The sequence below is a fragment of the Streptomyces sp. S4.7 genome (genome assembly GCF_010384365.1).
GTDB lineage: Bacteria > Actinomycetota > Actinomycetes > Streptomycetales > Streptomycetaceae > Streptomyces.
On sequence record NZ_CP048397.1, the window covers coordinates 1,023,448 to 1,036,878 of the forward strand.

The following is a 13,431-nucleotide window of genomic DNA, read 5'->3' on the forward strand; positions in this document are numbered from 1 at the left end:
CCCCCGATCTCCGACCGGAATGTGCCCGTCCCGGCCGCCGCGACCGCGACAACCGGGACGACGCCCCGCACATGGCGAGCAAAAGGCCTGTTCAGAGGGGTGGAGGCGGCTCTGTCACGACCGTCGCGTCCAGGGACTGGGCGGCCGAAAAGATTTCCGAGCCGGGTGGACAAACCGTGACATCTCTAACTCCAGCTGGCGTGGAGGGGCTTGCCCTCCGCGTAGCCCGCCGCGCTCTGCACGCCGACGATCGAGTTCTCCGCGAACTCCTCCAGCGAGTTGGCCCCGGCGTAGGTGCACGCGGACCTGACCCCGGCGATGATCGAGTCGATCAGGTCCTCGACGCCCGGCCGTGACGGGTCCAGGAACATCCGCGAAGTGGAGATGCCCTCCTCGAACAGCGCCTTGCGGGCGCGGTCGTACGCCGACTCCTCGCTGGTGCGGTTGCGCACGGCGCGCGCCGACGCCATGCCGAAGGACTCCTTGTACAGACGTCCGTCGGCGGCCTGCTGGAGGTCGCCGGGCGACTCGTACGTACCGGCGAACCAGGAACCGATCATGACGTTCGAGGCACCGGCGGCCAGGGCCATCGCGACATCGCGGGGGTGCCGGACACCGCCGTCCGCCCAGACGTGCTTGCCGTACTTCTTCGCCTCGGCGGCGCACTCCAGCACGGCGGAGAACTGCGGTCGGCCCACGCCGGTCATCATGCGCGTCGTGCACATGGCGCCGGGACCCACGCCGACCTTGATGATGTCGGCGCCGGCCTCGATGAGATCGCGCACGCCCTCGGCGGCCACGATGTTGCCCGCGACTACCGGCACCTTGGGGTCGAGTGCCCGGACGGCCTTGATCGCCGCGAGCATCGACTCCTGGTGGCCGTGGGCGGTGTCGACGACGAGCGTGTCGACCCCGGCGTCGAGGAGCTGCGCGGCCTTGCCGGCGACGTCGCCGTTGATCCCGACGGCGGCGGCGATCCGGAGCCGGCCGTCCGCGTCGGTGGCCGGGGTGTAGAGCGTGGCGCGCAGGGCGGCCTTACGGGTCAGGATGCCGACGAGCTTGCCGTCGGGGTCCACGGCCGGGGCCAGCTTGCGGTTGGCGCCGTCGAGCCTGTCGAACGCCTCGCTCGGATCGATGTCGGCGTCGATGAGCAGCAGGTCCTTGGACATGACCTCGGACAGCTGGGTGAACCGGTCGACCCCGGTCAGATCGTGGTCGGTGACGATCCCGACGGGGCGCGTACCGGCGTCGACCACCACTCCCGCGCCGTGCGCCCGCTTGTGCAGCAGGGACAGGGCGTCACCGACTGTCTGCGTCGGCGCCAGGATGATCGGGGTGTCGAGCACGAGATGGCGCGTCTTGACCCAGGAGACGACCTCGGTGACGACCTCGATCGGAATGTCCTGCGGGATGACGACGAGCCCACCGCGCCGGGCGACGGTCTCCGCCATACGGCGGCCCGCGATGGCCGTCATGTTGGCGACGACGAGGGGGATCGTGGTGCCGGTGCCGTCGGGTGCGGCGAGGTCCACGCCCTGCCGGGAGCCGACGGCCGAACGGCTCGGCACCATGAACACATCGTCGTACGTCAGGTCGTACGGCGGCTTCAGATCATTGAGGAAACGCATGCTAACTCTCTCACCAGCAGGTATAAGCACAGGGCGGGTGGGAAGTCAGCACCGAACCAGCACGGGATCGGGCTGCGGCTCCTAGGCCATCATCACCGATGCCACCACGTCCTAGCGAACTGGCAGCCCCTTCTGTGTATCATCCGCCAAACCATCAGCACTGGCGCCTGTATCTTCGACCGGGGAAGAGAAGCTGCCGTCGATTCTTGCGACGAGGCGACCCCTGGCATCAGGCGACAGGTGCCCGTAGATGTCTGCGGTGATCTGGATGGATGCGTGCCCCAGCCAGCGAGACATCTCGACCAGGGAGATCCCCTTGGAGATGCCCTCTGTGGCGAAGAAGTGACGAAGCCCGTGCGGCGTGTACAGCGGCTTCCCCTTTTCATCCACGTAACCGGCCGCAACCACTGCCTTCTTGAACTCGGCCCAAAAGTGCACGTCGTAGGCGAGATTTCCGCTGCCCGCATGCATGAGCGTGCCCCCCGCTCCCACGCCGAAGCGCTGCCGGTGTCCCATGACTACGGCGTGGATTGCACGCGCGACCGGAACATCGCGCCACTCCCCCTCCTCGCGTCCCTTGAGCGGCTCAAGACTCATGCGCCAGCGCCCGTCTCGCTTGATCCGAATAGCCTGTTGACGGGTCCGCAGCACGCCGTCCCGAATATCGTCCGGCTTCACCCCAAGCGCCTCTCCCAGACGAAGGCCGCAGCCAGCCATGAGCCAAACAGCGACTCTCCAGCCTTCTCGGATATGAGCCACTATCACCTCGATCGCCTTCGCGTCGGGGACGTATCGCTCAGACTTTGCAAAGGTCTGGGGTGGGGAGGCGGTCCGGCGGGCTCTTTACCCAATTGACATTGACGCGCAGAGAAGGCATTCCCGAATCCGGGGGCACAGTTGACGCCACAGGACACCGCACACAACCACCCGCACCCACCGACCGGTTGGCGTCGCCTCGGCGCCCGCCTGCCTCTTCTCGTCTTCCGCGCGGGCCTGGGGAGGCTCTTCGGAAGACGGCTGCTGATGCTCCACCACGTCGGCCGGGTGTCCGGAGTCGGCCGACGGGTCGTCCTCGAGGCGGTGGACTACGACCCGGGCCTCGGCGCCTGGACCGTCGCCTCGGGCTTCGGCCCAAAGGCCGACTGGTACCGCAACCTGCGCCAGGAACCGCAAACCGTGATCCAGGTCGGCAACCGCCACTACGCGGTCACCGCTGTCCCCCTCCCCCCGGAAGAGGGCGCCGGGATCATGGCACTTTACGCCCGAAGGCACCCCCGAACGGCACACCGCCTGTGTGCTCATGGGTTTCACAGTCGACGGCAGCGAAACCTCGTTCCGCGATGCGGGTCGCTCCATCCCCTTCGTACGGCTCAAGAGTGCCCCCGGAATCCGACTGCCAGGAGCAGCGTGACACGGCACCCGTCGAGCAGATCACTGGTTTCCCGCAAGTTCGCCGCTGAGCTTGCGGTGGATGTCGGCGCTGGGATCGTTGAGGCCGACGATCTCGACGGTCTTGCCGCGATGGGCGTACTTGGTCTCGATCGCGTCCAGGGCGGCGACGGAAGAGGCGTCCCAGATGTGGGCGGCGGTCAGGTCGATGACGACCCTGTCGGGGTCGGTGGCGTAGTTGAACTGGCCGACGAGGTCGTTGGACGAGGCGAAGAACAGTTCACCGGTGACGGCGTAGACGACATGGCCGCCGTCGGGGTCCAGGACCGAGGTGACGTTCGCGAGGTGGGCGACGCGCTTGGCGAAGATCACCATGGCGGTGACGGAGCCGACGACGACACCGATGGCGAGGTTGTCGGTGACGACCACGCAGGCGACAGTGATGACCATGACCGCGATCTCCCCGGCGGGCATCCGCCCAAGGGTCTTGGGGGCGATGGAGTGCCAGTCGAAGGTCGCGAACGACACCATCACCATCACGGCGACCAGTGCGGCCATGGGGATGTCGGAGACGACCGGACCGAAGACGACGCACAGCACCATCAAGAACACACCGGCCAGAAACGTGGACAGGCGGGTGCGGGCGCCGGAGACCTTCACGTTGATCATCGTCTGGCCGATCATCGCGCAGCCGCCCATGCCGCCGAAGAAGCCCGTGACGATGTTGGCGATGCCCTGGCCGACGGACTCACGGGTCTTGGACGAGTGGGTGTCGGTGATGTCGTCGACCAGTTTGGCCGTCATCAACGACTCCATCAGGCCCACCAGGGCCATCGCGAGCGCGTAGGGGGCGATGGTCGTCAGGGTGTCCGGGGTGAACGGCACATCGGGCAGGCCGGGCACGGGCAGGGAGGACGGCAGGTCGCCCTTGTCACCGACGGTCGGCACCGCGATACCGGCAGCCACGGTGATCACGGTCAGGATCACGATGGAGACGAGCGGCGCCGGGATCACCTTGGTGACCTTGGGGAAGAACACCATCAGGGCGAGGCCGCCGATGATCAGCGGGTAGACGGGCCAGGGCACGTCGTGCATCTCGGGAACCTGGGCCATGAAGATCAGGATCGCGAGGGCGTTGACGAAACCGACCATCACCGAGCGCGGCACGAACCGCATCAGCTTCGCCACTCCCAGTGCGCCGAGGGTGATCTGGATGACACCGGCCAGGATGACTGCGGCGATCAGGTAGCCCAGGCCGTGTTCACGGTTCAGCGGCGCGATCACGAGCGCGATGGCACCGGTCGCGGCGGAGATCATCGCGCGGCGCCCGCCGACGATCGAGATGACCACAGCCATGGTGAACGAGGCGAACAGGCCGACGGCGGGGTCCACTCCGGCGATGATCGAGAACGAGATCGCCTCGGGAATCAGCGCAAGGGCGACCACCAGGCCGGCCAGCACCTCCGTGCGCCAGACTTTCGGGTTGTGCAGCCAGTCCGGCAGCAGGCCGCGCAAACGCGGGGCGGGGGTCAGTACGGAAGAAGGCAAGGAAGCAGATACCTGTCGTGTCCGGGCACGCCCCACTGTGGAGCCGGGGGTGCGGGAGAACGCGGAGAGCCAGGTCGGCACCACGCGGGCGGCCCGCGTGGGCGGACCGGAGGTCTGTGGAGGGACAGAGCCGAGGGCCTTCACCGAAGCTCGGGCAGGCGACTCACATCGGGCGACGAGGGGTCACGGCGGGCAGGGGGCGGCGGTCGGCGTCATGGGCTCGCGCACGCTCTCTCCTGCAAGGATCGGATCTTCACCGGGGGCGACGTCGGCACCGGCACAGCGGTGTCGGGGCAACGCGGGTCGCCCTCACCACGAGAAACCCTACCCTAACGTTAGGATAGACATCGGTCAGGTTGCACGGAACGCAGCCCGGCGCGGACAAGAAGGGTCTTGGTGCGGCGTGGACGACAAGCACATGCAGATCGGCGAAGTCGCCGCGCGGACCGATCTGTCGCTTCGGACCATCCGGCACTACGAGGAGACGGGTCTGGTCCTCCCCTCCGCCCGCTCCCAGGGAGGCTTCCGCCTCTACACCGAAGCCGACGTCGCCCGCCTCATGGTGATCCGCCGCATGAAGCCGCTCGGCTTCTCCCTCGACCAGATGCGCGACCTGCTGGAGGCCACCGAGCGCCTCGACAGCGGCGCCGATCTCGACGCCGCCGAGCGAGAGAACCTGCTGGACCGCGTACGCACCTACGAACAGGCCGCCTCCGAACAGGTGGACAGGCTTCGTGTCCAGCTCTCCCGCGCCGAGGACTTCGCCGCCACCCTCCGCACCCGCCTGGAGCAGGACGCGTCCATCAGCCTGTCCTGACCCACGCGCCCCATCGCGCCCGGCCCGCGCACTTGTTCCTGAAGGTCGATGTGGCGTGCGGGGTCGGGCGAGTCGGCGAGTTCGGCGTCAGGAGTCGCTTTCCGGGGGTGTCGTGTGGTGGTCCGCGTCGTCGTCCCGGGTCGCAGGGTCACTGAGGAGGGATACGCCGAAGGCGTGCAAGCGCTCCATCGCCCCCCTGTCCGGCGATGTCCGACGGGCCAGGGCTTTGTGGATCTCCTGGTAGACCGATGCCTCCAGACCGCAGCGGCGGCAGTCCTTCAGGTGCGCGGCGACCCGGCGCGCGGTTACCTCGTCCGTCTCCCCGTCCAGGTAGGACTGCAGCACGCGCGCGACCTGAAGGCAGTTCATCCGGCGCTCGGCCGCTGAACGCCGCCATGGAATCCTGTTCACATCACACCCCGCTTCGGTGCCAGTCCGGCTGTGGCCAGTCGCGCCCGAATCCGTTTGCGTGCCCGGTGCAACCGACTCATCACGGTGCCTTCCGGTACATCCAGCAGGTGGGCGGCCTCCGCGTAGGTGAGGCCGTCGATGTCCACCAGCTGCACCACCTGACGGTGTTTGTCCGGCAGGGCACACAGCGCCTCGTCCACCACGTCGTCGAACGCCTCACCCACCACGACCTCTTCCGCCGATCCGCTGGGACCCGCGGAACTGAGCCGGTCCAGGTCGGTGTCAGGGTCGTCCAGAAGGTGGGGACGGCGGCGACGGTGGCGATTGATCTCGGCCCGCCGCATGATCGTCAGCAGCCATGCGCGGGGGTGCCTCCCGTCGAAGCCCTCGATGGCCCGGTAGGCGCGCAGCAAGGTTTCCTGCACGAGGTCCTCGGCGTCCGCCGGCTGCGCGGTGAGTGTCATCGCCACACGCAGCAGCACATCCACCTCGGGCAGCACGTGAGCGGCGAACGCCCGCTCCTGCGGGTCCGCAGGGCCCGGCGGCGCTGTCACTTCGTCTTCCACACGGCGGAAACCCCTCGGGTCAGGGTCCGCATTCCCTCTTCTTCCTTCTTCTTGTGCTCTGAGACCCGCTCCGGTGCCGCCGTGGCCCTGGGCGGGGCGCGCAGCCTGGAATGCGGGTCCAGGCTGAAGGGGTTTCCGCTGCATGAAGAAGCAGCGCGCTTCCGGGCCGAGGCCAGTGTGGACCGAGTGCCGGGAGAAGTTTCGGCATGTACGGCTGCGCGGCGCGGTGGAAGCGTACGCCGACGGGCAGCTCCGCGGTGCACACCGCGTACGGGTAGCCGCCCACGTCGCCGACTGCTGGACCTGCAGCGGCAGAGTGCAACTGCTGCGGTTGATCAAGGCATCCCTCAGGCACCATCCCCGGCGGACACCCCCCACCCTCGCGTCGGCCCGGGCACGGCACTTCGCTCAGAGCCTCCCCAGGTGGCCGGGCCAGGACCGGCCGTACCGTTGAAGTACGGCGCTCCGGCAAGCGAATCGGGTGGCCGGGAGTCCGGTTCCGGCTGGTCGGCGGCAGACCGCGGCGCGGCGAGCCGACGCCCGTGATCTCGGTGCCCGCGGCGTCGTCGTGGCGCCCGGGTCCGGCGCAGCCGCTCCGTCCGCGGGGCCGCGGCGGAAACCCGTCGGCCGGCGCTCGTCATATCCCCTCTGCCAGGGCGTGACCGGAACATCACATGGACCGGTCAGGGACCACCCAGCGGTGCGCCGAGGGCAGGCGCAGCCGGACATGTTCCGAGGGGGCGGGCGGGGTGCCCGGCGGCAGGAGCACGTGTACGGGGCCGGCGGCCGTGTCGGCGACGAGAGCCGTGAACGCGCCTTCCGGGCGCGCGCTGTGCACCACGGCGGCCACGGTGTCCGGGCCGGTGCCGACCCGGACGGCTTCGGGGCGGATCACCAGGTGCCCGGGGCCGCGGTGGGCGACGGTGTCGGGCAGGTCGAGTTCTCCCAGGGGGCACGCGAAGCGTCCCTGCGGTGTGACGTGGCCGGGGAGCGCGGTGGGGCAGCCGAGGAAGCGGGCCACGGCCAGGGATGCCGGGCGGGCGTAGAGCTCGGCGGGCCGCGCCTGCTGAAGGAGACTGCCCTGGTCGAGCAGGGCGACCGTGTCGGCGACCGCGGCGGCTTCCGTCTGGTCGTGGGTGACCAGGACGGTGGTCACCGCCAGCTCCCGCTGGACCGTGGTGAGCAGGTCGCGCATGGTGTGCCGCAGGCTCGGGTCCAGGGCACTGAACGGTTCGTCGAGGAGCAGTACGGCCGGTTCGGCGGACAGTGCGCGGGCGAGGGCGACGCGCTGGGCCTGGCCCCCGGAGAGTTGGCGGGGGTAGCGGGCTGCGAGCGCCCCCAGGCCGACGCGCTCCAGATGGGCGAGTGCTCCGGTCCGGGCGTCGCGGCGGGAGCGGCCACGCATGCGGGCGGGGAAGGCCACGTTGTCCAGCACTGTGCGGTGCGGCAGGAGCATGGGCTGCTGGAAGACCACCGCGGCGCCGCGGTGTTCCGGCGGGACGCGGGTCACATCGGTGCCACCGAGGTGGACGGTGCCGCGGCTGGGGGCGAGGAGGCCGGCGGCGACGTGCACGGTGGTGGTCTTGCCGCAGCCGGAGGGGCCGAGCAGCGCCAGCAGCCGACCGTCGGCGACATTGAGGTCGAGGTCCTTGAGGACGGGGGCGCGATGCCCGGGATAGGTGACGGTGATCCGTTCCAGACTCAGACCGGGGACGGGAGCAAAGGACGAGGGAGTCATCACGGTCGGCGCTCGATTCCCGGGGCGGCGGAGGAAGGGGAAGGGTCGGGGTCGGTCCAGACCGCTCGATGGCGCCGCAGCAGTGCCGCACTCACGCCGAACAGCAGGACGGGTGGGGCAACGGTGAGAATGCCCAGTACGGCGGTCAGTGCCTGGTTGCCGCTGCCCGCGGCCGTAGCGAACAACAGGAGCGGCAGTGTGGTGACGACCCCGCCGCCGACCAATACGGTCATCAGGTACTCGCTCCATGACACCAGGAAGGCCAGGGTCGCCGAAGCCAGCAGGGCCGGGGCGAGTGCGGGCAGGGTGACATGGCGCAGGACGGCGGTACGGGACGCCCCGAGGGTGCGGGCCGTCTGCTCCATGCGCAGGTCGTACGTGGCGTAGCCGCCGATCATGACGAGGACCGTGTAGGGCAGGGCGGGCACCAGGTGGACGAGGGCGACGCCGGCCGGCTGGTCGGAGAGTCCGGCCCGGACGAACACTTCCTGGACACCCACCGCCAGTGCGAACGGGGGGACCAGAACGGGGGCGAGCAGCAGCAGGCGCACCAGTCCCGCGGCCGGTGGGCGGTACAGGACCAGGCCCCGCGCGGCCAGCGCCCCGAGCGCGGTGGCGGTCATGGCCGTGGTCAGCGCGAGTCCCAGCGAGGTGCCGGTCGCGGCGATCACCCGCTGCTGGGGGGCGGCGGACTGGCCCCACGCGTGGAGGGAGAAATCCTGCGGCACAAGCGCCGGGTACACCCATCGCCCGGCGAAGGCCCAGATCAGCAGGGGCAGCAGGGGGGCTGCGATCCAGAGGGTGAGCATCGCGAATCCGGCGCTGTGCAGGGCCCGCCTCATGGTCCGGTCCTTGCCAGGAGCAGTCGGCGGGAGATCGCCGCGGCGGCGAGGGCCACGAGGGCGATCACCAGGCCGATCACGACCGCGAGGGCCAGGGCGGCGGGCCGGTCGTCGAGTTCCACCGAGCGGTAGAGCTCGACCGCGTCCACCGACAGGGCACGCGGGACGGTCGCTCCCAGCAGCGCCGGGGCCTCGTAGGCGGCGAAGGTGAACGCGAAGACCAGCAGGCACGCCTCGGTGAGAGCCGGGGCCAGCAGCGGCAGGGTGACGTGCCTCAGACGGCGCAGCCGTCCGGCTCCCAGGGTGCGTACCGCGTTCTCCAGGTCGCGTACGGCGGGTGTGTAGGCAGCCAGCAGCATGATCGCGACGAAGGGAGCCTCTTTCCATACGTAGGCGAGCAGAACGGCGCTGGGGGCGGAACCGGCGACGAGTGCGGGGAAGTCCGCGGGCCCGTCGGTCCATCCCGCGGCGTGGGTGAGCCGGGAGATGAGCCCCGACCCGGAAAGCAGCAGTGCGAACGCCGCGGCGGCGAGCAGGTGCGGGACGGCGAGCGTGGCGCGGGCGGCGGTCTCCAGGGCGGCCCGGCCGCGGCGGGAGCCACTGACCGCACCCACCACGGCCAGTGCCAGCACAGCAGACGCCACGGTGCTGAGCGTGGCGATCTTCAGGCTGAGCAGCAGGGAATCGGCGAAGGCCGGGTCACGCAGGAGCCCCGCGTAGGCGGAAAGGCTCCAGCCCCGGCCCAGGCCATCGGCAAGGCTGCCGCGGCCCGCGAGCAGCAAGGCACCGCCTGCGAAGGCGACGAGGGCCAGAGCGGGAGCCGTCAGCAGCAGTCCCCGCCATCGCGGCGACATCGGCATGGTCACGAGGTGGAGGCGACTTCCTGCTTCCAGCCCTTGTCCAGCGGCCCCACCCAGTCACCGCTCAGTTCGGGGCGGGCGTTTCGGGACAGTTCCTCGATCGGGAGTGTGGTCTCCGGAGTGGTCAGCGAGGCGAACTTCTCTCGCCACTTCTCGGGTAGCTGTTCCTGGTCCAGCACCGTGTAGGCGCCCCAGCCGCCGGGACGGGCCTTGGCGTACTGCATTTCGGGCGAGAGCAGCAGGTCGGACAGCACGAGTGCCGCTTCCCGGTGGGCGGCGTTCTTGGGCACCGCGAGATAGCTGGTGTTTCCCAGGGTTCCGTCCTCGGGCACGAACACCCGCGCGCTCGGGGGGAACTGGCCCTTGTCGACGAGGGCGGGGACCTCCGCCGGGTTGTAGGTCATCGTCATGTCGACCTCGCCGTTGGCGAAGAGGTCGTTCAGCGCCGCCTGGTCCCTCGGATAGGTGGTGCCCTGACGCCACAGGGCGGACCTCAGCACGTTCAGGTCCTTCCACAGGCCGGGGGCGAGCGTTTCGTACGCCTTCTTGCTGTAGGCAGGGGGGACGGGCTCATCCTGGGCACCGGCGAGGAGGAGCTGGCGCACGAAGGCCGAACCGGTGAAGTCCGGGGGCGCCGGATAGGTGAACCGACCAGGGTTCTCCTTGATCCATGCGGTCAGGGCGCCCATGGTGCGGGGCGGTTCGGCGAGCTTGGCCGAGTCGTGGACGAACGCGAACTGGGCTCGGCTCCACGGCGTTTCGCAGTCGTCGACCGGGGTGCCGAAGTCCTGGGCGAGGGTGGGATCGGTACCGTCCAGGTACTTCTGATTCGGCATCAGGCCGGTGTATCCGCACAGCCACAGGTCCGCCTGCTTTCCGGTACGGAAGTTCTCTCCGTTGACCCACACCAGGTCCACCGCACCGCCGCTTCCTTTGCCGGCCCGCTGATCGCCGAGGATCTTCTGCACGGCGTCCTGGGTGTCGGCCACGGGGACGCGCTTGACCGTGATCCCGAGCTTCTTCGCCGCCGGGGCGACTTCGTCGTCGATGTAGGAGTTGGCTCCCTTGTCGCCGCCGAACATGAACAGGTTGACGCTCTGGCCTTTCGCGTCGGCGCGCAGCTGGGCCCAGTCCTTCGCGGGCGGCTCCGCCCCACTGGTGCCGGGGCCGGAGCAGGCGGCTGTCAGCAGCCCGGCCACGACGGTTCCAACGGCCAGAGCCGTGCCGCTGCCGGCGGGCCGCCCGGTGTGCCGCGTCCGTATCCGCATGTGCACTGCTCCTTCGGCTGTTCTCACGGTGGTGTCTCCCGCGCGACGCGGGACAGGCTCGCGAACGTCATCGCGCAGAAAGGGAACACAGCCGGGTGCTCGCAGGCTTCCCTTTGCGTCCGCCGGTACGGTGCCGGTGTGGCGGAAGGAGACAAGCGATGCTGGACGCGCGGGCGAGAACGCTGCTGAGCGGCCCGCTGGACCGGGCCGCCGCTCTGCTGGACCGCCCCGCTGTCACGCCCGACCGTCTGACCGCGCTCGGCATGCTGACGGGTCTTGCCTCGGCCGGTTCCGCAGCAGCCGGCTGGTGGTCAGCCGCGGTGGTGCTGTGGCTGCTGTCCCGGCTCGCCGACGGCCTGGACGGGCCGCTGGCCCGTCGCCGCGGCACGGCGAGCAGTGGAGCCGGGGGCTTCCTCGACATCAGTGCCGACTTCCTCGTCTACGGAGCATTCGTCGTCGGCGTCGCCGTCGGCGTGGGCGGTCCGGCACTGCCGTTCCTGCTCGTCCTGCTCGCCTACTACGTCAACGGCACTGTCTTCCTGGCCTTCTCCTCCATCGCCGAACGCACCGGGCGCCGCGGTGACGGCCGCCGGTCGGGAGGCCGGTCGCTGAACTTTCTGGGCGGCCTGGCCGAAGGCGGCGAGACCATCGCCGTGCACACGCTGTGGTGCCTGCTGCCCGGCTTCGCCCACACGATCGCCTGGGTCTGGGCCGCGGTGGTCGCCGTCACCGCGGCCCACCGCGTCGTCACCGGCTATCGGCAGCTGCGCTGACCTCCGCACCGCGGGAGCGGATCACCCGTGCCGCCCACCAGCCGCCCGCGCCCAGCACGAGCAGAGCGCCCAGCGCGATCCACAGCCCCGGAGAGCCGGGGTCGCCCAGGGAGCCGCCGAGCCCGGTGTAGACGACGGTCCCCGGGATGATGCCCAGGGCCGTGGCCGCGACGTAGGAGGAGAAGCGGACACCGGCCACCCCCGCCCCGTAGTTGATCACGGAGAAGGGAAAGAGCGGCACCAGCCGCAGGAGCAGGACGGCGGCGAACCCGCGGCGCGTCAGGTAGACGTCCAGCCGGGCCAGTCGCCCCGAGCCGGCATGGCGGGTCACCACCGGACGCCCCAGCCAGCGAGCCAGGCCGAACGAGAGTGCCGCACCCGCCGTCGCCCCCACGAGCACCGCGCCGGTCCCCACCGCAAGCCCGAACAGCGCGCCGGCGGAGGCGGTGAGCACGGAGCCCGGCAGCAGAGCCGTCACGGCCAGGGCGTAGACGACCGCGAAAACGGCCGGCCCCCACATGCCAAGTGAATCGACCCACTGGCGCACCTCGCGCAAGAGGTCTCCGCCACCCAGCGCCACCCAGAAGCCGAACACCACAAGCAGGACCACGAGCAGGGACAGCCGTACCCACGTCGCGCGCGGAGGCCGCCGCGCCGTCTCGTCCATCGCCGGGTCGGACGGAGGGAGCTCCGTTGCCGACGAGGGGTCTGCCGGGCGGTTCACATCGGCTCCTGTGGCGGTCGTTCAGTGGGAAGGCCGGCCACCACGCGGCGCAGCGGCAGCTCCAGACGTCGCCCCGAGTCCGCCCAGCGCGCCAGGGAACGCTTGGCGGCCCGGGCGCGGTCCGGTGTCAGGCCGGGCAGGTACAGGGCGTCCGCCAGCAGTGCCGCGGAGTCGGCCGAGTCGATCGCCAGGGTGAAGACCCGCCGCTCATCGGCGCGAACGCGGAAGCCCGTCGTGCGCAGTAGGGCGGCCAGCCCGTCGCGGGCCTGCGGGTTGGGCCACGGTTGGCGTACGGCACGCAGGGATGTCATCACCCGGACCCAGTCGAACATGCCGGACGGGGAGAGCCCGGACCGGGACGGCACAAGCGCCGCGAGCGTCCCGCCGGGCCGCAGCACGCGCCGGATCTCCCCCAGCGTCTGCGGCAGGGGCGTGACCACCGGCAGGCACATCGCCGCGCAGACCGCCCCGACGCTCCCGGATGCCGCCGGGAGCGCGTCCGCACCGGCCCGCACCAGCGGCCCGCGACTCCGGCGCGCCGCCTCGGCGAGTTCCGCCGCCGACAGGTCGATGCCCAGCCAGTGGGCGTCGGGCAGCTCCGCCCGGGTGGGTGCCGAGCCACAGGCCAGGTCGAGCACCGTGCCCTCGACACCCCGCAGCGGTTCGGCCAGCCAGGCGTACGGGGATGCGTCGGCCAGGCCGAAGAGTTGCTCGGTGATGCCGGCGTGCGCCTGGTGATAGGCGGTGATGAAGCGCCGCCAGTCCGATTCGTCCATCCAACCCTCGCCCCTCTCTCGAACCGTGGGGACAGCTCGCCCCGCTGTGCTTGTTCGGGAACCCTGCCGGGCCTTTCCCGCATTCCGTTTC

Annotated in this window: 13 protein-coding genes and 1 pseudogene; 3 read left to right on the plus strand and 11 right to left on the minus strand. The window is 70.3% G+C overall.

Going from position 1 to position 13,431, the window contains the following annotated elements; translation table 11 throughout:
• Window positions 1–185 precede the first annotated feature (185 nt).
• Together SSPS47_RS04405 and SSPS47_RS04410 are read right to left on the minus strand one after the other, a co-directional pair.
• A complete protein-coding gene (locus SSPS47_RS04405; RefSeq protein WP_164248895.1) occupies window positions 186–1,628 on the minus strand; it encodes a GuaB1 family IMP dehydrogenase-related protein in 1,443 nt (480 codons plus the stop codon).
• 111 nt (window positions 1,629–1,739) lie between these two features.
• Complete coding sequence (locus SSPS47_RS04410) at window positions 1,740–2,393, minus strand: site-specific integrase (protein ID WP_343234864.1); 654 nt, start codon at window positions 2,391–2,393, stop codon at window positions 1,740–1,742.
• Between the two features lie 132 nt (window positions 2,394–2,525).
• Between SSPS47_RS04410 and SSPS47_RS04415 the strand changes: the two are divergent.
• Window positions 2,526–3,039 (plus strand): annotated as a pseudogene (locus tag SSPS47_RS04415) (nitroreductase family deazaflavin-dependent oxidoreductase).
• Between the two features lie 20 nt (window positions 3,040–3,059).
• Here the strand turns inward: SSPS47_RS04415 and SSPS47_RS04420 are convergent.
• A complete protein-coding gene (locus SSPS47_RS04420) occupies window positions 3,060–4,565 on the minus strand; it encodes a SulP family inorganic anion transporter (RefSeq protein WP_164248899.1) in 1,506 nt (501 codons plus the stop codon).
• Between the two features lie 403 nt (window positions 4,566–4,968).
• Here SSPS47_RS04420 and SSPS47_RS04425 point away from each other — a divergent pair, with 403 nt between their 5' ends.
• A complete protein-coding gene (locus SSPS47_RS04425) occupies window positions 4,969–5,382 on the plus strand; it encodes a MerR family transcriptional regulator (protein WP_203557784.1) in 414 nt (137 codons plus the stop codon).
• Window positions 5,383–5,469: 87 nt separating this feature from the next.
• Here SSPS47_RS04425 and SSPS47_RS04430 read toward each other — a convergent pair whose 3' ends face one another.
• The 6 genes from SSPS47_RS04430 to SSPS47_RS04455 all read right to left on the minus strand — a co-directional run bounded on the left by SSPS47_RS04430 (window position 5,470) and on the right by SSPS47_RS04455 (window position 11,067).
• The gene (locus SSPS47_RS04430; protein ID WP_164248901.1) at window positions 5,470–5,751 is read right to left on the minus strand and encodes a zf-HC2 domain-containing protein; all 282 of its coding nucleotides are present in this window, start codon (window positions 5,749–5,751) and stop codon (window positions 5,470–5,472) included.
• 38 nt (window positions 5,752–5,789) lie between these two features.
• The gene (locus SSPS47_RS04435; RefSeq protein WP_164248903.1) at window positions 5,790–6,347 is read right to left on the minus strand and encodes an RNA polymerase sigma factor; all 558 of its coding nucleotides are present in this window, start codon (window positions 6,345–6,347) and stop codon (window positions 5,790–5,792) included.
• A gap of 682 nt (window positions 6,348–7,029) precedes the next feature.
• Window positions 7,030–8,097 carry an ABC transporter ATP-binding protein gene (locus tag SSPS47_RS04440; protein ID WP_164248905.1) on the minus strand — a complete coding sequence of 356 codons (1,068 nt, stop codon included), beginning with the start codon at window positions 8,095–8,097 and terminating at the stop codon, window positions 7,030–7,032.
• Window positions 8,097–8,939: an ABC transporter permease subunit gene (locus tag SSPS47_RS04445; RefSeq protein WP_164248907.1), complete on the minus strand. Its 843-nt coding sequence runs from the start codon at window positions 8,937–8,939 to the stop codon at window positions 8,097–8,099. The genes SSPS47_RS04440 and SSPS47_RS04445 overlap by 1 nt, the downstream gene beginning before the upstream one ends.
• Window positions 8,936–9,799, minus strand: a complete 864-nt coding sequence (locus SSPS47_RS04450; protein WP_239065216.1) for an ABC transporter permease subunit — start codon at window positions 9,797–9,799, stop codon at window positions 8,936–8,938. The genes SSPS47_RS04445 and SSPS47_RS04450 overlap by 4 nt, the downstream gene beginning before the upstream one ends.
• Before the next feature lie 2 nt (window positions 9,800–9,801).
• Window positions 9,802–11,067: an ABC transporter substrate-binding protein gene (locus SSPS47_RS04455; protein ID WP_164248909.1), complete on the minus strand. Its 1,266-nt coding sequence runs from the start codon at window positions 11,065–11,067 to the stop codon at window positions 9,802–9,804.
• Window positions 11,068–11,225: 158 nt separating this feature from the next.
• On the opposite strand from SSPS47_RS04455, the gene SSPS47_RS04460 reads away from it, so the two are divergent.
• Entirely contained in the window at window positions 11,226–11,840 is a 615-nt protein-coding gene (locus tag SSPS47_RS04460; RefSeq protein WP_164248910.1) for a CDP-alcohol phosphatidyltransferase family protein, read from the plus strand.
• Here SSPS47_RS04460 and SSPS47_RS04465 read toward each other — a convergent pair.
• Window positions 11,815–12,564 (minus strand): TVP38/TMEM64 family protein, encoded by a 750-nt coding sequence (locus SSPS47_RS04465; RefSeq protein ID WP_239064775.1) that lies wholly within the window; start codon window positions 12,562–12,564, stop codon window positions 11,815–11,817. The genes SSPS47_RS04460 and SSPS47_RS04465 overlap by 26 nt on opposite strands.
• Entirely contained in the window at window positions 12,561–13,340 is a 780-nt protein-coding gene (locus SSPS47_RS04470; protein WP_164248912.1) for a class I SAM-dependent methyltransferase, read from the minus strand. Before SSPS47_RS04470 ends, SSPS47_RS04465 begins: the two co-directional genes overlap by 4 nt.
• Window positions 13,341–13,431 lie beyond the last annotated feature (91 nt).

What these genes read in the sequence shown, in the direction of transcription:
- SSPS47_RS04405 (WP_164248895.1), bottom strand. Translation starts at nt 1,628, where the DNA reads ATGCGTTTCCTCAATGATCTGAAGCCGCCGTACGACCTGACGTACGAC.
- SSPS47_RS04430 (WP_164248901.1), bottom strand. Translation starts at nt 5,751, where the DNA reads ATGAACTGCCTTCAGGTCGCGCGCGTGCTGCAGTCCTACCTGGACGGG.
- SSPS47_RS04440 (WP_164248905.1), bottom strand. Translation starts at nt 8,097, where the DNA reads ATGACTCCCTCGTCCTTTGCTCCCGTCCCCGGTCTGAGTCTGGAACGG.
- SSPS47_RS04445 (WP_164248907.1), bottom strand. Translation starts at nt 8,939, where the DNA reads ATGAGGCGGGCCCTGCACAGCGCCGGATTCGCGATGCTCACCCTCTGG.
- SSPS47_RS04450 (WP_239065216.1), bottom strand. Translation starts at nt 9,799, where the DNA reads ATGCCGATGTCGCCGCGATGGCGGGGACTGCTGCTGACGGCTCCCGCT.
- SSPS47_RS04455 (WP_164248909.1), bottom strand. Translation starts at nt 11,067, where the DNA reads ATGCGGATACGGACGCGGCACACCGGGCGGCCCGCCGGCAGCGGCACG.
- SSPS47_RS04460 (WP_164248910.1), top strand. Translation starts at nt 11,226, where the DNA reads ATGCTGGACGCGCGGGCGAGAACGCTGCTGAGCGGCCCGCTGGACCGG.
- SSPS47_RS04470 (WP_164248912.1), bottom strand. Translation starts at nt 13,340, where the DNA reads ATGGACGAATCGGACTGGCGGCGCTTCATCACCGCCTATCACCAGGCG.